At 67.0% G+C, this 19039-nt stretch carries 25 protein-coding genes and 2 pseudogenes; 14 read left to right on the forward strand and 13 right to left on the reverse strand.

The genetic code is table 11. From position 1 onward, the window contains the following. Positions 1-226 (reverse strand): annotated as a pseudogene (locus J8I35_RS14385) (sel1 repeat family protein); the annotation flags it as partial. Between the two features lie 361 nt (positions 227-587). On the opposite strand from J8I35_RS14385, the gene J8I35_RS14390 reads away from it, so the two are divergent. From J8I35_RS14390 to atsR, 3 genes are all read left to right on the forward strand, one after another. Further along, positions 588-1460 (forward strand): helix-turn-helix domain-containing protein, encoded by an 873-nt coding sequence (locus J8I35_RS14390; protein WP_050017877.1) that lies wholly within the window; start codon positions 588-590, stop codon positions 1458-1460. A gap of 69 nt (positions 1461-1529) precedes the next feature. Next, positions 1530-2033: a molybdopterin-dependent oxidoreductase gene (locus J8I35_RS14395; RefSeq protein ID WP_209925830.1), complete on the forward strand. Its 504-nt coding sequence runs from the start codon at positions 1530-1532 to the stop codon at positions 2031-2033. A gap of 1 nt (position 2034) precedes the next feature. After that, complete coding sequence (atsR, locus tag J8I35_RS14400) at positions 2035-3855, forward strand: hybrid sensor histidine kinase/response regulator AtsR (protein ID WP_209925832.1); 1821 nt, start codon at positions 2035-2037, stop codon at positions 3853-3855. A 74-nt stretch (positions 3856-3929) separates the two neighbouring features. Here the strand turns inward: atsR and J8I35_RS14405 are convergent, their stop codons facing one another. Beyond that, entirely contained in the window at positions 3930-4349 is a 420-nt protein-coding gene (locus tag J8I35_RS14405; RefSeq protein WP_124556754.1) for a secondary thiamine-phosphate synthase enzyme YjbQ, read from the reverse strand. Positions 4350-4359: 10 nt separating this feature from the next. Beyond that, positions 4360-4686, reverse strand: a complete 327-nt coding sequence (locus J8I35_RS14410) for a thioredoxin family protein (RefSeq protein WP_124556755.1) — start codon at positions 4684-4686, stop codon at positions 4360-4362. Positions 4687-4918: 232 nt separating this feature from the next. On the opposite strand from J8I35_RS14410, the gene J8I35_RS14415 reads away from it, so the two are divergent. The 4 genes from J8I35_RS14415 to J8I35_RS14430 all read left to right on the forward strand — a co-directional run bounded on the left by J8I35_RS14415 (position 4919) and on the right by J8I35_RS14430 (position 7897). Beyond that, positions 4919-5623 carry a flavin reductase family protein gene (locus J8I35_RS14415; RefSeq protein ID WP_124654351.1) on the forward strand — a complete coding sequence of 235 codons (705 nt, stop codon included), beginning with the start codon at positions 4919-4921 and terminating at the stop codon, positions 5621-5623. Between the two features lie 186 nt (positions 5624-5809). Continuing rightward, positions 5810-6142, forward strand: a complete 333-nt coding sequence (locus J8I35_RS14420) for a DUF2322 family protein (protein WP_124594909.1) — start codon at positions 5810-5812, stop codon at positions 6140-6142. A gap of 110 nt (positions 6143-6252) precedes the next feature. After that, complete coding sequence (locus J8I35_RS14425; RefSeq protein WP_209925834.1) at positions 6253-7122, forward strand: PASTA domain-containing protein; 870 nt, start codon at positions 6253-6255, stop codon at positions 7120-7122. A gap of 142 nt (positions 7123-7264) precedes the next feature. Next, positions 7265-7897 carry a LysE family translocator gene (locus J8I35_RS14430; RefSeq protein WP_209925835.1) on the forward strand — a complete coding sequence of 211 codons (633 nt, stop codon included), beginning with the start codon at positions 7265-7267 and terminating at the stop codon, positions 7895-7897. Between the two features lie 34 nt (positions 7898-7931). Here J8I35_RS14430 and J8I35_RS14435 read toward each other — a convergent pair whose 3' ends face one another. The 3 genes from J8I35_RS14435 to J8I35_RS14445 all read right to left on the reverse strand — a co-directional run bounded on the left by J8I35_RS14435 (position 7932) and on the right by J8I35_RS14445 (position 10009). After that, positions 7932-8606 (reverse strand): YebB family permuted papain-like enzyme, encoded by a 675-nt coding sequence (locus J8I35_RS14435; RefSeq protein WP_124556758.1) that lies wholly within the window; start codon positions 8604-8606, stop codon positions 7932-7934. 148 nt (positions 8607-8754) lie between these two features. Beyond that, positions 8755-9324 carry a hypothetical protein gene (locus tag J8I35_RS14440; RefSeq protein WP_050017887.1) on the reverse strand — a complete coding sequence of 190 codons (570 nt, stop codon included), beginning with the start codon at positions 9322-9324 and terminating at the stop codon, positions 8755-8757. A 226-nt stretch (positions 9325-9550) separates the two neighbouring features. Beyond that, positions 9551-10009, reverse strand: coding sequence for an Lrp/AsnC family transcriptional regulator (locus tag J8I35_RS14445; protein WP_039322714.1), 459 nt, complete (start codon positions 10007-10009; stop codon positions 9551-9553). A gap of 125 nt (positions 10010-10134) precedes the next feature. Here J8I35_RS14445 and J8I35_RS14450 point away from each other — a divergent pair, with 125 nt between their 5' ends. The 3 genes from J8I35_RS14450 (at position 10135) to surE (ending at position 12077) form a co-directional block, all read left to right on the forward strand. Next, positions 10135-10869 carry an AzlC family ABC transporter permease gene (locus tag J8I35_RS14450; RefSeq protein ID WP_209925836.1) on the forward strand — a complete coding sequence of 245 codons (735 nt, stop codon included), beginning with the start codon at positions 10135-10137 and terminating at the stop codon, positions 10867-10869. Continuing rightward, on the forward strand, positions 10862-11170 hold the full coding sequence (locus J8I35_RS14455) for an AzlD family protein (protein ID WP_050017889.1): 309 nt from the start codon (positions 10862-10864) through the stop codon (positions 11168-11170). The genes J8I35_RS14450 and J8I35_RS14455 overlap by 8 nt, the downstream gene beginning before the upstream one ends. 127 nt (positions 11171-11297) lie before the next feature. Further along, positions 11298-12077: a 5'/3'-nucleotidase SurE gene (gene surE / locus J8I35_RS14460; protein WP_050017890.1), complete on the forward strand. Its 780-nt coding sequence runs from the start codon at positions 11298-11300 to the stop codon at positions 12075-12077. A 63-nt stretch (positions 12078-12140) separates the two neighbouring features. On the opposite strand, the gene J8I35_RS14465 is transcribed toward surE, so the two are convergent. Then, positions 12141-12974: an SDR family oxidoreductase gene (locus J8I35_RS14465; protein ID WP_209925837.1), complete on the reverse strand. Its 834-nt coding sequence runs from the start codon at positions 12972-12974 to the stop codon at positions 12141-12143. Between the two features lie 114 nt (positions 12975-13088). Continuing rightward, positions 13089-13556 carry a cupin domain-containing protein gene (locus J8I35_RS14470; protein WP_124594904.1) on the reverse strand — a complete coding sequence of 156 codons (468 nt, stop codon included), beginning with the start codon at positions 13554-13556 and terminating at the stop codon, positions 13089-13091. 15 nt (positions 13557-13571) lie between these two features. Between J8I35_RS14470 and J8I35_RS14475 the strand changes: the two genes are divergently transcribed. Beyond that, positions 13572-13736 (forward strand): hypothetical protein, encoded by a 165-nt coding sequence (locus tag J8I35_RS14475; RefSeq protein ID WP_209925838.1) that lies wholly within the window; start codon positions 13572-13574, stop codon positions 13734-13736. A 3-nt stretch (positions 13737-13739) separates the two neighbouring features. Here J8I35_RS14475 and J8I35_RS14480 read toward each other — a convergent pair whose 3' ends face one another. The 3 genes from J8I35_RS14480 to J8I35_RS14490 form a co-directional block, all read right to left on the reverse strand. Further along, positions 13740-15092 carry a pyridoxal-dependent decarboxylase gene (locus J8I35_RS14480; RefSeq protein WP_050017893.1) on the reverse strand — a complete coding sequence of 451 codons (1353 nt, stop codon included), beginning with the start codon at positions 15090-15092 and terminating at the stop codon, positions 13740-13742. A gap of 20 nt (positions 15093-15112) precedes the next feature. Further along, positions 15113-15412 carry a metalloregulator ArsR/SmtB family transcription factor gene (locus J8I35_RS14485; protein ID WP_050017894.1) on the reverse strand — a complete coding sequence of 100 codons (300 nt, stop codon included), beginning with the start codon at positions 15410-15412 and terminating at the stop codon, positions 15113-15115. A gap of 177 nt (positions 15413-15589) precedes the next feature. Continuing rightward, positions 15590-16471 carry a LysR family transcriptional regulator gene (locus tag J8I35_RS14490; RefSeq protein ID WP_209925839.1) on the reverse strand — a complete coding sequence of 294 codons (882 nt, stop codon included), beginning with the start codon at positions 16469-16471 and terminating at the stop codon, positions 15590-15592. Positions 16472-16597: 126 nt separating this feature from the next. Between J8I35_RS14490 and J8I35_RS14495 the strand changes: the two genes are divergently transcribed. Next, positions 16598-17635 carry an aldo/keto reductase gene (locus J8I35_RS14495; RefSeq protein WP_209925840.1) on the forward strand — a complete coding sequence of 346 codons (1038 nt, stop codon included), beginning with the start codon at positions 16598-16600 and terminating at the stop codon, positions 17633-17635. 18 nt (positions 17636-17653) lie between these two features. Here J8I35_RS14495 and J8I35_RS14500 read toward each other — a convergent pair whose 3' ends face one another. Continuing rightward, positions 17654-18031, reverse strand: a complete 378-nt coding sequence (locus tag J8I35_RS14500; protein WP_209925841.1) for a hypothetical protein — start codon at positions 18029-18031, stop codon at positions 17654-17656. Between the two features lie 98 nt (positions 18032-18129). Here J8I35_RS14500 and J8I35_RS14505 point away from each other — a divergent pair, with 98 nt between their 5' ends. Next, positions 18130-18393 carry a helix-turn-helix transcriptional regulator gene (locus tag J8I35_RS14505; RefSeq protein ID WP_209925843.1) on the forward strand — a complete coding sequence of 88 codons (264 nt, stop codon included), beginning with the start codon at positions 18130-18132 and terminating at the stop codon, positions 18391-18393. Positions 18394-18395: 2 nt separating this feature from the next. Continuing rightward, positions 18396-18623 (forward strand): annotated as a pseudogene (locus J8I35_RS14510) (HipA N-terminal domain-containing protein); the annotation flags it as partial. Between the two features lie 135 nt (positions 18624-18758). On the opposite strand, the gene J8I35_RS34850 reads toward J8I35_RS14510, so the two are convergent. Beyond that, on the reverse strand, positions 18759-18890 hold the full coding sequence (locus J8I35_RS34850) for a hypothetical protein (protein WP_256975834.1): 132 nt from the start codon (positions 18888-18890) through the stop codon (positions 18759-18761). Positions 18891-19039: the final 149 nt, after the last annotated feature.

Below are 19039 nucleotides of genomic sequence, written 5' to 3' on the forward strand. Positions count from 1 at the left end.
CGTAGGCGGCCTTCGGCTGGGTCTTCGCGGTTTGCTTGAGCGCGGCGATGCGTGGATCGTCCCGGTCTTCCGCATCGTCCCTTTTTTGATAGGAGACCTGATCTTTAGGGCGATAGGAACAACCTGTGTCGTCGCAGATCCGTACCGTGCCGGCGGTAACCGACGGATCCTGCGCGCACGCGGCCAGCAGCAACAGCAGCCCCGGTGCGAGTAAACGGCGATACATGGGTACTTTCCTCAAGTTTTATCGGCGCCGCAATGCTTCGAGCTATTCCACCCCGCGAGCTCGTACCCGGTTTGCGCGCGGCGCAGCGGATACAATTCCATCCGCCAACGCCGACACGCATCCCTAGGCTCTCTCAGGCTCTCTTCGAATCGTTCCGTCACTGTTTCATTGCCGCCGCTTTTCGCTGCCCCGACTGTGCCGGCATCGCGCTCCAAACATGACGCGACAAACAATAGTGACGTGGTGAGCAATAATAATGGAGAAAAATGGCATGTCAAGGCCCTTCGCGTGTTTAAAGTTTGCGTGACGCGTCAGCTTTGATATGCTCTTCCTCGCCAAAACCCCTGGAGACCCCATCGAGATGTCCACCACCGAGCAGGCCAACGTCGATCTCATCACCGCCAACAAGGTGCGCGATCTCCTGAACCGGAACGGCATTCCGCCGCGAAGTCACAACACGACGATCGCGAACGTGCTCGGCCTGAGCTTCTCGGTCGTCACGCGCAAGATGAAGGGCCTGATCCCGTGGAACCTGTCGCAGTTGCAGGACATCGCGACGCACTTCGGCGTGCCGCCCGCGATCCTGCTCGACGACAAGGGCACGCAGCCGGCCGCGGCCGAGATGATCGACGCGACGTTCGTGATCGAATCGAAGCGCTTGCGCTGCCGCGCGGCAATCTCGACGAAGGCCACCAGCCAGATCGAAACGGACTTCGTCGCGCTGCAGTGGCAGGGCGAATGGATCGTCACCGAACGCCAGCACGCACGCGAGGGCCGCACGTATCCGGTCGACGTGATCGAGCTGCGCTCCGCGCAGCCGAACGTGTATGCGGCTCGGATCGCCGTGGTCGACGATTCGCACGACGTCGCCGAAACGGTCTGTGAATATTTCATCGAGAAAGGCGTGAACGCGATTCCGTACTTCGACGGCGCGAGCTTCCGCAAGGCGCTGGAAGTCGAGGATTTCGACGGCTACATCCTCGACTGGATGCTCGGCGACCAGACGGCCGCCGAACTCGTGCGCGGCATCCGCTCGAGCGAGAACAGCGGCGCGCCGATCTTCCTGCTGACCGGCAAGATCTCGACCGGCGAAGCGAGCGAGGACGAGATCGCGCACATCGTGTCGCACTACAACGCGCGCTGCGAAGAAAAGCCGGTGCGCCTGCCGATCCTGTTCGCGGAAGTCGCCCGCGAGCTGAAGCTCACGCTGCCGGCGGCGACGGCGACGAACTGAGAACCGGGCGCCGGGAACGGCGACCGGCGCGACAACCCGCTACACGCATCACCAGACCGAGGAAAAGACATGCGCGTTTCAACCATCTGGACCCAAAGCCTGCTGACGGCCTGCCTGCTCGGGATGGCCGCCGCGACATGGGCCGCGTCGTCGTTCACGTTCACCGTCGACGGCAAGATCAGCAAGAGCAACCAGCAGGGGAAGATGACCTACGTCTTTTCCGAGCAGGCGCTGATGGCGCTGCCGCAACATACGATCGTCACGTCGACGAGCTGGACGCCGAAGGCCGCCTTCACGGGCCCGCGCCTGTCCGACGTGCTGAAGACGGTCGGCGCGCACGGCACGCAGATCGAATTCCGCTGCATCGACGAATACACGTTCACGATTCCCGTGTCCGATGCGGCCAGGTACGGCGTGATCCTCGCGCGGACGATGAACGGCAAGGTGCTCGGCAACGACAACTACGGCCCGCTGTGGATCATGTATCCGCGCGACCAGTATCCCGACGAGCTGAAGACGCCGCTCGGCGAAGCGAAGTTCGCGTGGCAGATCATCGGTCTGACCGTGAAGTGACATGACGCGGCGGCGATGGAAAAATAGAAAGATCATCCTGATCCTCGGCTCGCTGTGGATCATGGGGTTCGCCGCGTGGGCGTTCCTGCTGTGGGATCTCCTTGCCACCTCGGTCAACGAGGGCGTGCTCGAGGGGCCGCGTGAAGGCGTGTTCTGGACCGCCGCGCAATACCGCAACGTCTATACGCGCTTCGACCGGCAGCTGATTCTCTACGCGACGCGCGAGGACGACGATTTCGATCACGTGCAGATGCAGCTCGACAGCCTGTCGGTGTCGTTCGGGTTCCTGCAGCGGCCGTCCGAAGTGTCCCAATACTGGCTGCGCATCCCGCGCGCGCGCAACGAGATCGACGCGCTCGGCGAATTCATGACGCGCCTGAAGCGCGAGGTGCCGCTGCTGCGCGATTCGCCGAAGCAGGCGCGGCAGGTGATCGACGAAGTCAATGCGTACTGGCCGAAGGTCAACGGCCTCGCGAACTACTTCCGCGCGATCGAAATGGCGCAGCGCGATTTCACGTTCCATCAATTGAAGGACAAGCAGCGCGCGATCCTGATCCTCGGCATCGTGCTCGGTGTGATCCTGTGCGCGCTGTTCCTGCTGCTGTTCTATACGATGCGCACGCGCGACGACCTGCTCGAACGGCAGAACGCGGCGCTCGATGCGGAACGCAAGGCGTCCGACCGCGCGTTCGAGATGATCGAGGCCAAGAACGCGTTCCTCGGGATGGTCAGCCACGAACTGCGTACGCCGCTGCAGGCGATTTGCGGATCGATCGAGATCCTGCTCGCACGCCCGCAGTCCGACGCGAACCTGAAGACGATCCGGCGGCTGCAGAATTCCGCGCTGTCGCTGGAAGCGCTCGTCAAGGACCTCACCGACTACATCAAGCTGCGCTCGACGAAACGCGTCGCCGAACTGGATACCGTCGGCATCGCGCCGCTGCTTGCCGAGGCGCTCGAACCGCTGCGCGAGAGGATCGCGACGAAACGGATCACGGTCACGCAGCGCGTCCAGCCGCCCGGCCTCGCGATCCGCTCCGATCGCAAGCTGCTGCGGCAGGTGCTGTCGAACCTGATCGAGAACTCGGTCAAGTACACGGCCGGCGGCTCGATCACGGTGGCGATCACGCTCGCCGATGCGCCGGCCGGCCAGCAGGTGAAGATCGCCGTGCGCGATACCGGCGCCGGCATCGCGAAGCAGCATCTGTCGAAGATCTTCGAGCCGTTCTATCGCGCGAACGACGCGGTCGGGCTGCACGTGGACGGGATCGGCATGGGGCTCGCGGTCGTGCGCGAAATCGTGACGACGCTGCGCGGGCATGTGGACGTGCGCAGCGCGGTCGGCGAAGGCAGCGAGTTCGTCGTGACGCTGCCGGTCGAAGTGCCCGGCGTCGATACGGCCGGCACCGCGACCGGCGACGTGCCCGCGCTGCCGCCCGTGCTGCCGCACCGCGACCGGCGCGCGCTGGTGGTCGACGACAACGACAACGCGCGCGAGACGCTTGGCGCGATGCTGTCGGCGCTCGGCGTCGAGGCCGATCTGTGCGGCACCGGGCAGGAAGGCGTCGCACGCTTCGGTACGGGCCGCTACGACCTCGTCGTGCTCGATCTCGAACTGCCGGACCTGAGCGGATTCGACGTGGCGCGGCGCATTCGCGCGGTGGCGGAGCCCGACGACGACGGCCGGCATCCGGCGATTCTCGGCGTCAGCGCGTATGAATCGGCGGCGCTGCGCGAGAACAAGCGGGCGTTCGACGCGTTCCTGCCGAAGCCGGTTCACCTGCGCGAACTCGGCGCGCTCGTCGAGAAGCTGCTCGCCTGAGCCGCGCGCGGGCGCGGCGTTACGCGTTTCCGTCCGCTTGCGTTTCCGTCCGCTAGCCCGCTCGCCGGCTTTGCCTACTCGCCGATCAGATGCAGCACGATGTCGCGCCGGTGCGCCGCGCGACGATGCTCGAACAGATAGATTCCCTGCCACGTGCCGAGCACCATGCGCCCGTGCTCGACCGGAATCGACAGCTGCACCTGTGTGAGCGCGGTGCGCAGATGCGCGGGCATGTCGTCGGCGCCTTCGGTGTCGTGCTCGTAGCGCGTGTCGTCCTCGGGCGCGAGCGTCGCGAAATAGCGTTCGATATCGCGCTGCACCGACGGATCCGCGTTCTCCTGGATCAGCAACGACGCCGACGTATGGCGGCAGAACACGGTGAGCAGGCCGGTGCGGATCGCCTGCTGGTCGACGAACGCACGCACCTGCTGCGTGACTTCGACGAGGCCGCTGCCGCGCGTATCGACGCCGACGTGCGTGATGGCCTGTTGCATCGTCGTGACCTCAGGTCAGCGCCGAGAAGCCGTCGGCTTCGATCTGCTTCGCGTCGGCGGGGCGCACGACGCGCGCGACTTCGACCCCATCGCGCAGGAATACCAGCGTCGGCCACAGCTTCACCCCGAACGAGCGACCGAGCGGACGGCCGGGGCCGTCCTCGATCTTCAGGTGCCGCACGGCAGGATGCGCGGAGAACGACGCCGTGATCGCGGGCTGCGCGCCTGCGCAGATCCCGCACCAGTTCGCGCCGAATTCGATGACGGTTGCGCCGCCCAGTGCGTCGACTTCCGCGCGGGTCGGCGCGTTGGCGGTGTAGCGTTGCTCGGTGTCCATCAGGCCCTCGTGTGCGTTGGCGGAACGTGACTGCGCGCGCCCGCGTGATGCAAAGCGGGCGCGGCCTTCGATTTCTTACTGTAGCGGAAAAGCCCGCGCATTGCCGGCTCGGTCCGGCGCGGCGCCGGCGCCTTTTTGCGCACCGTTCGGAATGACACGACAAGATTCGGAGCGTCGCGTCGCCGCGACGGGTTCAGCATGAGAACCGATCCCGTCAACGAAGGACTCGACCATGAATGCGCCGCATTGCGTCACCGAACCGAACATCCTCTACTTCGGCACGCCCGTCGTGCTGGTCAGCACGCTGAACGAAAACGGCACGGCCAATCTCGCGCCGATCTCGTCCGCGTTCTGGCTCGGCTGGCGCGGCGTGATCGGCATCGCCGCCAGTTCGCAGACCACCCGCAACCTGCTGCGCACCGGCGAATGCGTGCTGAACCTGCCGTCGTCGGCGCAGGCGGACGCGGTGGACCGGATCGCGCGCACGACCGGCACGTATCCGGTGCCCGACGGCAAGCGCGCGAAAGGCTACGTATTCGAACCCGACAAGTTCGGCACGGCCGGGTTCACCGAGGCCGCGTCGCAAACGGTCGCGCCGCCGCGCGCGCTCGAATGCCCGGTGCATATGGAGGCGGTCGTCGCGGCCACATACGGGATCGGCGACGACATGCCCGACCTGCGCGGCCGCATTCGCGTGTTCGAGATGCGCATCCAGCGCGTGCACGCGCACCCCGACCTGCTGATGGACGGTCATCCGGACCGCATCGATCCGGACAAGTGGTCGCCGCTGATCATGAGCTTCCAGAAGTTCTACGGGCTGGCGCCGCGCCAGATGCATCCGTCGCGGCTCGCCGACATTCCCGAGCACGCGTATCGCAGCCCCGACATCGAGCGCGCGCGCGAGGCGGGTGTGCTGACCGGTACCGGGCGGTCATGACGCCGCACGCGTCGGCACGGCGGCATCGCCGGCGAACGTGACGCGGATGATCGACGCGGTATTCGGCGTCGCGATGCCGGGCGCGCTGTACGACGCGTGCCGCGGCGGCGGCGCGACCAAGCCGATCGGATAAGATACGGCCGGCCACGCACCTTGGCCGATGACCGAACCGACGGAGTGTTTTCAGTGATTCAACCGACTCAAGTATTCAAGGACAACCTCGCGCAACTGCCGGCCATCGACGGCATCGCGCGCATCGATCTCGTCGGCGCGAACGGCGACGTGGTCGCGACCATCGAGAACCAGCCGGGCAAGCAGGGCTCGCTCGCGGTGTACCACTATCTGAAGCAGGCGTTCGGCACGCTCGACGCGAAGGCGGCCGAACACGGCCTCGCGGTGTTCGCCGAACATACGGCCGACGCACGTAATCGTCCGGGCGCGCACCCGAACGTCGATCGTCTGCTGGCGATCGTCGCGGGCGGCGATGCGCTGCGCATCGACGTCGTCGCGAACGGCTGAGAGTCGGCGGCGGCACGTGGGCGTGCCGCCGGGCGGTGCGCGCGACCGTGACATACGGGCGAAAAAGCGCGATTGCCGCGCCCGTTCCACTTTCCCCGGGGACAGTCTGGGTGTTTCTTTCCATTGCGTCACCGCTCATCCGCCATCTTGCTTCGATCGTTTCGATCGCGGTATTGGCCAGTGTCACGTTCGGTGGCACGGCATCGGCCGAGCCGCTGCGCACGGGCTCCGATATCGCCGGGGCGTCGCTCGTGCCATTCGGCACGCTGCCGCGCTCGCCTGAAAACGGTTCGCTCGATCCGTTCTGCACGCAATATCGCGCGAAAACGACCACGGCGGCCGGCCGCGAGGTCGCGCAGCGCGACTGGATCGTGACGTCCGAGGCACCGCTCGGACGATACACGGTCGTCACGTTCGCGAGCGGATTCAGCGCCGGCACGAGCGCGATCTGCTTCGCGCGCAACGGCAATATCGGCGTATTCGACGGCACGACGCTCGTCGCGCTCGGCTACACCGCACGCAAGGCCAACTGGCAGCTCGGCTCGGCCGATCGGCTGGAAAGCGGCGCGCTGCTGATCTGGGGCGGCGACGGCCCGGCGCCGCCCGTCGGCGAGCTGCACGAACACAACGGCGAACTGCGGCTGACCCGCGTCGCCGCCGAAAGCACACACTGCAACGGCCACGCGGTCGTGCCGAACGTGTATGGCAAGCCGCTCGACGCGGCACGCAAGATACTGATCGCGCATGGCTGGCAGCCGCTGCGTCCGCGCGAGAAACCGGACGCGATGGACGGCGCAGCGACGCTCGCGAAGCACGGCATCGTCGAAGCCGAAGCGTGTTCAGGCACCGGGATGGGGTATTGCGCGCTGCGCTACCGGAACGCGGCCGGCGTGCTCGGCGTGACGACGGTAGGCGGCGAGCCGGACCGGCCATCCGCGAATACCGTGATCGACTATCAGGTGGCCTGTCGCAAACAGTGAGAGGGGTGCGGGCCGCGCATGCGCGATGCATGCGCCACGCGATCCGTGCCGTCCGGCCATCGTCCGTTCGCTCGATTGACCGGCCTCGCACGCCCTCCTAAACTGGGTTCCCTTTTACGCCGCACCAGCAAAAGGGAATGCCATGATCGACTTTTCCACGCTCGCGCTGTTCTCCGGCGCGTGTCTCGCGCTGACCGTTACACCCGGCCCCGACATGCTGCTGATCGCGTCCCGCAGCGTGAGCCAGGGGCGGCGCGCCGGCTTCGCGACGCTCGCGGGCATCCAGGCCGGCACCTACTGTCACGCGCTCGCGGCCGCGCTCGGTCTGTCGCAGCTCTTCGTCGCGGTGCCGCTCGCGTACGACGCGGTACGTTTCGCAGGCGCCGCGTATCTGCTGTATCTCGCGTGGAAGACATTCCGTTCGGATGCGACTGCGCTGTCGCCCGTCGCGTCGCAACGTCAGCGCTCGACCGCGACGATCTTTCGCCAAGGGCTGACGACGAACCTGCTGAACCCGAAGATGGCGTTGTTCGTGCTCGCGCTGTTCCCGCAGTTCGTGCGGCCCGAACAGGGTTCGATCGCCGTGCAGATTCTCGTGCTCGCGACGGTGCTGAACCTGATCGGGATCGTCGTGAACGGCGCGGTGATTCTTTCCGCGAGCCGGCTGAGCCAGCGGATCGGCGCACGCCGCCGGCCGTCGAAGGTGCCGCAGTATCTGCTCGGGTCGGTATTCGTGGGTCTCGCGGCGCGGCTCGCGGTGGTGGGGCGCAACTAACCCCGTCGCGAATGCGTAGTACCCGGCCCCTTGTTCACCCATCCGCCTTGCACTCGCGCGTATCCGCCACGACACGCAACTTGTCGCTCTCGAACAAGCTCGCCGGCGTCACCGTGCGGCGACGCCACGGAATCCGGCCGAAGTACCAGATCCTCCAGAGGCCGAGCGGATGACCGGGATTCCGGCGCAGCAGCATGTCGAAGGTCTCGACGTCGCCGAGCACGATCCGCGTGGCATCGCGCACGATCTCGCGCACGAAACGCGAACAGAACTGCCGGCGCGACGCGAGGTTGAAACCCGTGTCGTACACCACGCCGATCCTGCGCCTCGCCGCGTCGACGAGCCGCCGTCGCTGCGCGGCATCGAGCGGCTGCGTCAGCCGCGCGACCACGCATGCGCCGCAGTCGGACCGCGCGACAAACCGCGACATCGTCGTGACGCGCGATAGCGGAAACGTGCTCTCCGCGATCAGCGCCTCGCCGCCGCGCTCGCCGACGACGATTCCAACGTGATTCGTCCATGAGCGCGTCGCGCTCGCCACTTCGAGAAACGGCCGCACGGTGACGCGGATGAAGACGATGTCGCCGATTTCCGGTTCGACCGGCAACGGCATCGCATGCGATTCGGGCGAACCGAAGGAAAAGCGGCGCCCGCGGCGTGCGCCGGGCGAGCGGACCAGAGACGGCTGGCGGCCGGTGTCGACGACCATACGAGCCTCGCGCAAGTGAACATGGAGCGAGCATGGCAGGCGTTGCCGCGCACCGCATCCGGTTCATGCGCGAGGGTGCGAATCCGCGCCGCCGGGTGGCGGATTTCGATACCGGCACGAGGCGCAAGGCGCCGAAGCGTGGAAGCCGTCAGCGCGTCGCCCCCAGCGCGACGCGCAGCCGCTCCATCAATCGCGTGTAGTGCCGCAGCACGTCGTCCTTCGGCACGACGCTCGCGGTCGCGAAACGCTCGGACCACACCGGCTTCCAGGCATACGAGCCGTGCACGCTGCGGTCGCCGTCGGGCGCCTGGATCAGCGAGCGAATCCGCGCGTCGCGGCCCGGCCCCGTATGCATCTCGAACAGCGCATGAATGAACGTGTGATACGCGTCGTACACGTCGTCGTCGAACAGGTAGCGGTAGATGTGGAACGTGCGGTCGAGGTCGCGCTTCGCGCGGATCACGTCGTCCGGCGAGATGTCCTTCCAGTAGCCGATCCACGTGTAGAAGCACAGCAGCGCATTGAGCTGCGGCGCGACCGTGTCGTACAGCGCGAGCCGCTTTTCGATCAGCCGCTGATTGGTCCACTGCACGAGTTCGAGCCGCTTCAGCCGGCGCGCGACGAGCCAGCCGAGACAGGCGACCGACAACGGCGTCAGCACGCCGAGCACGAGCTTGACGATTTCCAGCGAATTCCACGGCGTATTGAATGGCTGCATGTAGGGCTCGACAGGAAGAAACGCATTCGCGGCGACGCACGACCTGGCGCGCTATGCAGCGCCGTTCGGCCGATCGCGTCGGCATTGACCGTTAGTTGCTTGCACATCGACCGGCGTGCGACCGCACCGGCAATCCGTGCGATGCGACTCACCCCGTCAGTTTATCGGGCGATTGTCACCGTGCCATGACCGCTCGTCGACGCATCGCCGCACGCCCCGCCCCGCTTCAGGTTGGTAGCGCCGACGTGAGCTTGACCTTCTGCATCGGAATGTCGGTCTTCACGCTCAGCACGCCGGGAATACGCGTCAGGTATTCCATCTGGAAGCGCCGGTAATCGTCGATGTCGGCCGCGACGACGCGCAGCAGGAAATCGCAGTCGCCGGCCATCAGGTGGCATTCGACGACTTCCGGCATCTGCTGGACGGCCTCGGCGAAACGGTTCACCGATTCCGCGTCCTGCCCCTTCAGCCATACGCGCGTGAAGATCGTCAGCCCCTTGCCGACCTTCGCCGGGTTCAGCACGGCCACGTATTTCTCGATCACGCCGGCTTCCTCGAGCAACCGCACGCGCCGCAGACACGGCGACGGCGACAGCCCGACCTCCTGCGCGAGCTCCACGTTCTGCATGCGGCCGTCGCGCTGCAGCGCGCTCAGGATCCGGCGGTCGATCGCGTCAAGTTTCATGTGGCATCCGATTTCAAAAAATTCGCGTATTACGCGTTCAATGCCAAATTCTGAGAAAAATATGGCGATAACGCAACCCGATTCGAGTCAAAAAAGCAGACAATTCCTCCCCCGAAGGAGGAGTAATGAGCAGTAGCGTTTCAACGTCGTCCGGGCTTCGCGACAAGCCCGCCTATGTCGCCGAGATGGGTCGCGGTTTGCGCGCGGCGCTGCCCGTCATGCTGGGTTTCGTGCCGTTCGCGCTGGTGCTCGGCGCGCAGGCTGCGCAAAAAGGGCTGAGCCTGTTCGAAGTGCCGATGATGACGGGCCTGAACTTCGGCGGCGGCTCCGAATTCGCGGCGATCCATCTGTGGACGTCGCCGCCGCACATCGCGCTGATCGTCGCGATGTCGTTCCTCGTGAATTCGCGCCACATCCTGATGGGCGCCGCATTCGCGCCCTACCTCCGGCGCCTGCCGCGCCGCCGCGCGTTCGTCGCGCTGTTCTTCATGTGCGACGAGAGCTGGGCGATGTCGCTCGCCGACGCGCGCGAACGCTCGGCCACGCACATCAGCGTGCCCTATTACGCGGGCATCTGCGTGGGGCTCTACCTGACGTGGATCTCGATGACGACGCTCGGCGCGGCGGTCGGCCCGACCATCGGCGACGTCGAACAGTACGGCTTCGACATGGCGTTCACGGCCGTGTTTCTGGTGCTGCTGCGCGGGATGTGGAAAGGGGTGCGCGCGAGCCGTCCGTGGTTCGTGAGCCTCGTCGTCGCGGCGGGCACCCATCTCGCGCTGCCCGGTGCGTGGTATGTCGCGGCCGGCGCCTGCGCGGGGCTGATCGCCGCGCTGCTGTGGGAGCCACGCGATGCCTGAGCTTCCGGATTTCGGCACCGTCGCGACGATCGTGCTGATGGCGTCGACCACCTACCTGTCGCGCATTCTCGGCTACGTGCTGCTGCGCAACCGCACGCTGAGCCCGCGGATGGCGTCGGTGATGGAGAACGTGCCCGGCTGCGTGCTGATCTCGGTGATCGCGCCGGCGTTCGTGTCGACGCGCCCGGCCGACCTGCTCGCGCTCGCGATCACGCTCGTCGCGGCGACACGCCTGTCGATCCTGCCGACGGTCATCGTCGGCGTCGCGTCGGCCGGCCTGCTGCGCTACCTGCTCGGCTGAGCGGGTCCGGACTGCCGCACCGGCACGCACCTTCCACGACACGACGATCCTCGCGCCGGAATGCTAGCCTTGTGGCTTGCGCCACACCGCACCTCCCCTGTCATTGCCCTTCACGAGGATCGCCCCGATGCAAGCAACCCGCCCGCTGTTCGACCGTGTCCTGCTCACCAACGACGACGGATTCGACGCTCCCGGCCTCGACATACTCGAACAGGTCGCCACGCAACTCGCGCGCGAAGTGTGGATCGTGGCTCCAGCCGAGGACCAGAGCGGCACATCGCATTCGCTGAGCCTGCATGAACCGTTGCGCGTGCATCGCAAGGGCGAGCGGCGCTTCGCGGTGCGCGGCACGCCCGGCGATTGCGTCGCGATCGCGGTCAGCCACCTGATGAAGGGCGCCCGGCCCGACGTCGTACTGTCCGGCGTGAATCGCGGCGCGAACCTCGGCACCGAAACGGTGTTTTCCGGTACGGTCGGCGCGGCGATGACGAGCATGCTCGTGGGCGTGCCGGCCATCGCGCTGAGCCAGGCCTTCACCGATCGCAACGCGGTGCCGTGGGGCACCGCGCTCGCGCATGCGCCGGACGTGATCCGCCGGCTCGTCGCCGCCGGCTGGGACAGCGACGCGTGCCTCAACGTGAATTTCCCGCCGCGGCCCGCCGACGACGTGCGCGGCCTGAAGGTGACGAACCAGGGCGCCGGCACGCTGCAGGGTGTAGAGATCGTGTCGGGACGCGATCCGCGCGAAATCGACTATCACTGGCTGAAGCTCGCGCGCGCACCGCGCGACGACGATGCGGATTCGGAAACGGTTGCGCTCGGCGAAGGATATATCTCGGTCACGCCGCTCAAGTTCGAGCGCACGCACGATCAGGCGCTCGCGCGGCTGCGGTCGAACCTCGGCTGATCGCAAGCGCCTTCGAATGACCCGGCTGCCACGCGCGCCATACGGGTCCACCGCCTCAGTGCATCACGTCAGATTCAAGCCGCCGTCGAGCATCACGATCTCGCCCGTCACGTAATCGGACGCGACGAGCATCGCGACCGTCTGCGCGATATCGTCCGGCGTCGCCGCGCGGCGCATCGGCGCGCGTTCGCGCCAGAGCTGCTGCGCTTCCGTCCAGTCGGCGGTCAGCGGCGTATCGACGAGCCCCGGCGCGACCGCATTGACGCGAATCGCGGGAGCCAGCGTGCGCGCGAGCAGCCGCGTCGTGTGATTGAGCGCGGCCTTCGCGGCCGCATACGGAATCGACGCGCCCTTCGGCCGCATGCCCGCATGCGAGCTGACGTTCACGACGCACCCGGCCCGCCCGCGCGACGCCGACTCGCGCAGCGCGGCTTCCGCTTCGGCGACCAGCCGGAACGGCGCGATCACGTTGATTTCATGCATCTCGCGCCACACGTCGGGCGTGGCCGCTGAGAGGTCGTCATGCGGAATCACGCGGCTGACGCCCGCATTGTTCACGAGCACGTCGAGCCGGCCGTGCACCGCGAGCGCGTCGCGGATCAGCCGCACGCGTTCGGCATCGTCGGCGAGATCGGCTTGCACGTACGCGCCGCCGAGTTCGCGCGCCATCGCGCGGCCGGCGTCGGCCGAGCGGCGCGAATGCAGGATCACCGCGTAGCCGTCGGCCGCCAGCCGACGCGCGACGGCCGCCCCGATCCCCGACGTCGAGCCGGTGACGAGCGCGACCGGCCGGTGCACGCGCGACGCGCGCGGCTCGCCGGCGGCTTCGGCTTCTGGAGCGGTTTCGGTGTCGGTTTCGGCAATCGGGGCAGAGATCGGCGGCAGCGGCGCGTCCATGGCGTGGGACCCTGTCAGTGGCGTTCCCGCATCATAAGCGCGACGGGGCCGCGGGAAGCGAATTCATCCTCATTGGCCGAACGGCCTGCTCCGGTAATGACGTGCAATCGACCGTCATGGCCGTTTCGGCAGCTCGACATACTCCTCGAGCTCGCCCGCGATATAAAGCCGCTTGCCGATTCGCGGGTATTCGCACACGTCGTGTTCGAGCCGCTGCCCGCCGACGAGCAATTCGAGCGGCGCCTCGCCGGTGTTCTGCACCGTATGCGCTTCGCCGCCGCGCGGAAAGCCGATGAAATCGCCGGGCCCGATTTCATTCGTGCGCTCGCCGATCGTCACCGAGCCCGCGCCGGACAGCACGTACACGAATTCTTCTTCGTACAGGTGACGGTGATATTCGGCCGATTCGTGACCGGGCATCAGCGTGAGCAGGTGAACGCCGAATTGCGTCAGGCCGGTCAGGTCGCTGAGTTGCCGCTTGAGACGCACGGCATTGGGATTGAGCGAATGCACCGCGCGCGTGGGTTCCATCTTCGCGATATCGGCGGCCTTCAGCAATTCCCGGGGACAGGGAGTCGACATGGGGAGCTCGCAAGCGTGAATGCTTCGGTTGGACGCGGTGCCGGCGCGGCCCGCGCGGAATGGCTATTGTCCGATATTTTCACGCTTGCAGACGTGCCGCGAACCCCACCGGCTGCGCTGCACTTCATCGAATGCCAGAACGTTGCGCACGCAACCATTCAGGCGGCGAATGACGCGTGACGCTCACCCCACGTGCACGCCGCGCAGCTTCGTCAGCAATGCGACGAGGCGATCGATGTGCGCATCCTCGGTGCGCCACGACGACACGCTGATCCGGAACGCCGGCCGCCCCTGCCACACGGTCGCGCCGAACCACACGTCGCCCGACGCCTGCGCGGCTTCGAGGATCGCCGCCGTTTCCTCGTCGGTGCCGGCGCGCACGAGCACCTGGTTCAGCACGACGCGGTTCAGCACGTCGTAGCCGGCCGCCCGCAGGCCGTCCGCGACCCGCGCCGCCTGCGCGCAATGCCGCTCGACCATCGTCGCGACGCCGGCGCGGCCGAGCGAGCGCAGCGCGGCCCACACGGGAATGCCGCGCGCGCGTCGCGAGAATTCGAGGTTCAGGTTCTTCTGCGCATCCTGCGCGCCGCTCAAATATACGGCGTCGCTGTTCATCGCGGTGGCGAGCGCGGCCGCGTCGCGGCAGATCACCATCGCGCCGTCGTACGGCGTGTTGAGCCATTTGTGACCGTCGGTCGTCCAGCTGTCCGCGCCGTCGACGCCGTCCGTCAGCGCGCGCTTCGACGACGCCCGCGCCCACAGGCCGAACGCGCCGTCCACGTGCACCCACGCGCCGGCCGCCTTCGCGGGCGGAATCAATGCCGCGAACGGATCGAATTCGCCGGTGTTCACTTCGCCGGCCTGCACGCAGAAGATCGTCATGTCGTCGAGCGGCGGCAACTGCGCCGGGTCGATCCGGCCGTGCGCATCGACCGGCGCGACGACGATGCGCTTCATTCCGAAGCCGAGCACGCGCAGCGCCTTCTTCACCGTGATGTGCGCGAGCGCGGAGATCACGACTTTCACCTCGGGCGCGCCGATCAGGCCGTCCTCGTCGATCTCCCAGCCCTTGCGCGCGAGCAGCGCGCGCCGCGCGGCCACCAGCGCGACGAGCGTGCAGGCCGTCGCGCTCGTGCCGAAACCGACCGCGCTGCCTTCGGGCAATCCGAGCGCCTCGACGACCCAGCGCGCGGCCTGGCGCTCGAGCGTTGCGGCCACCGGCGAATTCGCGTACGACGACGCGCATTGGTCCCACGCGAGCATCAGCCGCTCGGCCGCCGCCGCGGCCGGCAGCGTCGCGCCGATCACGAAGCCGAAATAGTTCGGGCCGTTCGATGCGACCGTTGCGGGCGTGCCGTGCTCGTCGAGCAGGCGCAGCACGTCGTCGGCCGGGCGTCCCGTATCGGGCAGCGCTTCGTCGAACGCCGCGAGGCCGGCCAGCGCGGCCGCATCGGGAAACGCGCGCCGTTCGTTCGTTGCAGCCAGATACGCGTGCGCGCGCCGATCGGCGTCGGCCAGCAGGGCGAGTTCGTCCATGTCGGTTGCCTCGGTCAGGGTCAGAGTTGCGAGAGATCGCGGCCGAGCTGCTGCAGCGCGCCGTCGATCCGCTTGTAGTACGTGAACTTGCCGACGCGGGTCGCCTGCACGAGCCCGGCGTCCGCGAGGATGCGCATGTGCCGCGTCGTCGTGGCCGGCGCGATGCCGAGCTTCTCGGTGATGTACGTGCAGCACACGCCGAGTTCGTCGAAGTCGCCGTGCGGCTGCGGCGGGAAATGCTTGCGCGGCTGCTTGAGCCAGCGCAGCACGGCGAGACGGCTTTCGTTGGCCAAGGCGCTGATGCGGATCACGTCGTCCATGGGGTTCGGCTTCGTTTGACGTTTTGAATATTAGCTAAATGACGAAATGTGTGCAATGGGCTTGAACAGCGGTTTCAGCCTGCGATGCCGCGCGCCCGCACGCACCGTCGCGCATTCGATGCGATCGCGGCGAGATCGCCGTCGCAACGTCTCGCCGGCCGCGCGGGCAACGTGCTGTTACGCGAGCGCCTCCGCCAGCCTGTCGATCAACGCGCGCACACGCCGCGGCTGCGCCGCACTCCCCGGATAGACGATCTGCAGATCCACGTCGCCGGGCGAGAACGCGCCGAGCACCTCGACGAGCGCGCCCGACGCCAGGTCCCGTTCGACGTCGACCAGCGATTTCAGCGCGACGCCGTGCCCCGCGACGCACCACGCGCGCACGAGCGCCCCGTCGTTGGCGACGCGCCGGCCGCGCACCACCACGCGCTTCAATGCGCCGTCGATACTGAACGGCCATTCGGCATACAGCTCCTGGCCGAAGCGCATCACGATGCAGTCGTGCGCGGCAAGTTCGTCCGGGTGCATCGGCGTGCCACGTGCGGCGAGATACGCGGGCGCCGCGCACACCACACGCCGCGCACGGCCGAGCGAACGGCTGCGCAACGAACTGTCTGCCAGCGTGCCGCGACGGATCGCGAAATCGAGCCCCTGCCCGACGAGGTCGACATACCCGTCGCCGAGATGCAGGTCGACCGTCACGCCCGGATGCTCGGCCAGGAACGCGTCGAGGACCGGCACGACGCACTCGCGCCCGAGATCGGCCGGCGCACTCAGCCGCACGGGCCCCGACAGCGTCTGCACGCCCAGCCGCACACGGCTTTCGAGTTCATCGGCCTCGGCCAGCAGGCGTCGCGCACCCTCCGCCAGCGTGCGCCCCTCGTCGGTCAGGCTGATCGCGCGCGTCGTGCGCGTGAGCAGCGCCGCGCCGTAGTGGCGCTCGAGCGCCGTCAGCCGCTCGGACACCGTGGCCGGCGACAGGCCGACTTCGCGGCCCGCCGCGGCCAGCCCGCCCTTCTCCACGATGCGCAGGAACAGCGCGAGGTTGTCGAGCAGCATTGTTCGCTCTTTCCGAAGGATATTTTCGTCGTCTTCTGGATTATCCGGGAAAGCCGCAAACGGTACATTGGTCGCCTGACGATCGACGCGCGGCCGCGCCGCGCTCACACGACGAGAGAAACGCTCATGGAATATCGTACGCTCGGCCGCTCCGGCCTCAAGGTCCCTGTCCTGAGCTTCGGCGCCGGCACGTTCGGCGGCACCGGCCCGCTGTTCAGTGCCTGGGGCAATACCGGGGTCGACGAAGCACGCCGCCTGATCGACATCTGCATTGAAGCCGGCGTCAACCTGTTCGACACGGCCGACGTGTATTCCGACGGCGCGTCCGAGCGCGTGCTCGGCACCGCGCTCAAGGGGCGCCGCGACCAAGTGCTGATCTCGACCAAGACGGGCCTGCCGACCGGCGACGGCCCGAACGACGCGGGCACGTCGCGCGCACGGCTCGTGCGCGCCGTCGACGACGCGCTGCGCCGCCTCGACACCGACTACATCGACCTGCTGCAACTGCACGCGTTCGACGCCGGCACGCCGGTCGAGGAAGTGATGTCGACACTGGACGATCTCGTGCGCGCGGGCAAGCTGCGCTATATCGGCGTGTCGAACTTCGCCGGCTGGCAGATCATGAAGTCGCTCGCGGAGGCCGACCGGCACGGCTGGACGCGCTACGTGGCGAACCAGGTGTACTACTCGCTCGTCGGCCGCGACTACGAGTGGGACCTGATGCCGCTCGGCGCCGACCAGGGCCTCGGCGCGCTGGTGTGGAGCCCGCTCGGCTGGGGCCGGCTCACCGGCAAGATCCGGCGCAATGCGCCGCTGCCCGAAGGCAGCCGCCTGCATGAAACGGCCAGCTACGGGCCGCCGGTCGACGACGAACGCCTGTACGACGTGGTCGATGTGCTCGACGCGATCGCGGAAGAAACCGGCAAGACGGTGCCGCAGATCGCGCTGAACTGGCTGCTGCAGCGGCCGACGGTGTCGTCGGTGATCGTCGGCGCGCGCAACGAGGAACAGTTGCGGCAGAACCTCGGGGCGGTCGGCTGGGCGCTGACCGATGCGCAAGTCGCGAAGCTCGATGCGGCGAGCGCGGTGGAAGCGCCGTATCCGTATTTTCCGTATCGCCGGCAGGCGGCGTTCGCGCGGTTGAATCCGCCGATGCGCGGGTAAGCCGCGAAGGCATCGGCATCAGGCCAGCACGCGCGCGTGGCCGAGCAGCACGACCTTGTCTGTCGAACCGTACATCGCGCGGGCGCGCGATACGCTGACGCTCGCCACCGGCAGTTTCAGTCCGCGCTCGCCGACCGTCGTGCGAAACCGGTCCCGCAAGCCGTCGATGAACGGCAGGATCGTGGCCTTCGCGGCCGCGTCGTGCAGGCGCTGCGCATCGCATGGGCGGCCGGAAAAACCCGGGACCAGTTCTGACCGCGCCCCGTCCTGAAAAGGCCCGCGACATGAACGGGGCCTGACCGTACGCGCGGTCCGGGAACAGGACCACCGCCAATGGCTGCCGCCGCAGAACGGCCACAGTAGCCACAGGGATACAAAATCATCCTGTCGGTTCAATTTTGTAGCCCTGCGGACACCAATTTTACATGCAAATTTGTAGCACAAGGGCTACAATATCAGTCAATGTGAGGACTTTTGACGCCCGGGGGCTACAAATGACAACCTTGGCCGATGTTGGAGCGATGTTGAAAGAGGTTCGCCATTCAGCCGGACTTTCTCAGAAAGAGCTGGCCGAGCACGCCGGTGTCGCACGCACGACGCTCGCACGGATGGAGACACTCGCGCGAGGCGACATGAGCGTATCTGCGCTCGTTCGGCTGCTGGAGGCTGCTGGCTATGACCTGCGCGTGGTGAAGCGCGGGCATGGGCGCACCCTCGATGACGTGCTGGCCGAACAGCGCACGATGGGAGACGCGTGACCATGCGGCTTCATGTGTACGTCAAAGGCAAACTCGTTGCGCATCTCTATCGCCAGGCGGACGACTATGCATTGCGCTACACCGCAGACGCACTCGATGCCGACTTTGCCAGTTTGACCATGCCCGTTCGCGAAGATGCCTGGATTTGGCCGCGCGACCTGCATCCCTTCTTCCGGCAGAATCTGCCCGAAGGATTTCTTTTTCAAGTGATTCGCGAGGAGTTCGGCCCTTAATCACGACAAGAAACCCTGACGTCCGTCCGATTCAATTCCCGGACCCGGCCCCGGCCCCACTCATCCCAGCGGCCGCGCCTTGATCCACAGAAACAGCGGCACGCGCGCCCACTGCCTGGGACCTGCTCACGCTCATAACGGGCTTGCGCTGGCCGCGTCGCGCACGCGACCTTCGCCACAGCCAATCTCCGGCTTGCCGGCCCAGCCGATCCATTGGCCGGCAACCCGCGCCCAGTGTTCGGCAATGGCTTTCGTATCGGTCATGCGCCCGCCCTCCCGCTCGATATGCGTCGTTGGCTCAGGATGCGCATCGTAAGCGAAGCGGCGAACGGCGTGCACCGATTACCCCATTCGGCCAGTTTCCGTTTCCGGTCACGACGTTCTACAGTTACGACACCGTCATCCGTGCCGCC

It is taken from the genome of Burkholderia sp. CpTa8-5, from assembly GCF_017815045.1.
In the GTDB taxonomy this organism is placed as follows: Bacteria; Pseudomonadota; Gammaproteobacteria; order Burkholderiales; family Burkholderiaceae; genus Burkholderia; species Burkholderia sola.

Coding starts and splice junctions, on each gene's coding strand:
- J8I35_RS14480 (WP_050017893.1), bottom strand. CDS start 15,092: ATGGACGAACTCGCCCTGCTGGCCGACGCCGATCGGCGCGCGCACGCG.
- J8I35_RS14405 (WP_124556754.1), bottom strand. CDS start 4,349: ATGCAACAGGCCATCACGCACGTCGGCGTCGATACGCGCGGCAGCGGC.
- J8I35_RS14415 (WP_124654351.1), top strand. CDS start 4,919: ATGAATGCGCCGCATTGCGTCACCGAACCGAACATCCTCTACTTCGGC.
- J8I35_RS14435 (WP_124556758.1), bottom strand. CDS start 8,606: ATGGTCGTCGACACCGGCCGCCAGCCGTCTCTGGTCCGCTCGCCCGGC.
- J8I35_RS14410 (WP_124556755.1), bottom strand. CDS start 4,686: ATGGACACCGAGCAACGCTACACCGCCAACGCGCCGACCCGCGCGGAA.
- J8I35_RS14450 (WP_209925836.1), top strand. CDS start 10,135: ATGAGCAGTAGCGTTTCAACGTCGTCCGGGCTTCGCGACAAGCCCGCC.
- J8I35_RS14395 (WP_209925830.1), top strand. CDS start 1,530: ATGCGCGTTTCAACCATCTGGACCCAAAGCCTGCTGACGGCCTGCCTG.
- J8I35_RS14430 (WP_209925835.1), top strand. CDS start 7,265: ATGATCGACTTTTCCACGCTCGCGCTGTTCTCCGGCGCGTGTCTCGCG.
- J8I35_RS14440 (WP_050017887.1), bottom strand. CDS start 9,324: ATGCAGCCATTCAATACGCCGTGGAATTCGCTGGAAATCGTCAAGCTC.
- J8I35_RS14470 (WP_124594904.1), bottom strand. CDS start 13,556: ATGTCGACTCCCTGTCCCCGGGAATTGCTGAAGGCCGCCGATATCGCG.
- atsR (WP_209925832.1), top strand. CDS start 2,035: ATGACGCGGCGGCGATGGAAAAATAGAAAGATCATCCTGATCCTCGGC.
- J8I35_RS14505 (WP_209925843.1), top strand. CDS start 18,130: ATGACAACCTTGGCCGATGTTGGAGCGATGTTGAAAGAGGTTCGCCAT.
- J8I35_RS34850 (WP_256975834.1), bottom strand. CDS start 18,890: ATGACCGATACGAAAGCCATTGCCGAACACTGGGCGCGGGTTGCCGGC.
- J8I35_RS14455 (WP_050017889.1), top strand. CDS start 10,862: ATGCCTGAGCTTCCGGATTTCGGCACCGTCGCGACGATCGTGCTGATG.
- J8I35_RS14465 (WP_209925837.1), bottom strand. CDS start 12,974: ATGGACGCGCCGCTGCCGCCGATCTCTGCCCCGATTGCCGAAACCGAC.
- J8I35_RS14445 (WP_039322714.1), bottom strand. CDS start 10,009: ATGAAACTTGACGCGATCGACCGCCGGATCCTGAGCGCGCTGCAGCGC.
- surE (WP_050017890.1), top strand. CDS start 11,298: ATGCAAGCAACCCGCCCGCTGTTCGACCGTGTCCTGCTCACCAACGAC.
- J8I35_RS14390 (WP_050017877.1), top strand. CDS start 588: ATGTCCACCACCGAGCAGGCCAACGTCGATCTCATCACCGCCAACAAG.
- J8I35_RS14490 (WP_209925839.1), bottom strand. CDS start 16,471: ATGCTGCTCGACAACCTCGCGCTGTTCCTGCGCATCGTGGAGAAGGGC.
- J8I35_RS14495 (WP_209925840.1), top strand. CDS start 16,598: ATGGAATATCGTACGCTCGGCCGCTCCGGCCTCAAGGTCCCTGTCCTG.
- J8I35_RS14485 (WP_050017894.1), bottom strand. CDS start 15,412: ATGGACGACGTGATCCGCATCAGCGCCTTGGCCAACGAAAGCCGTCTC.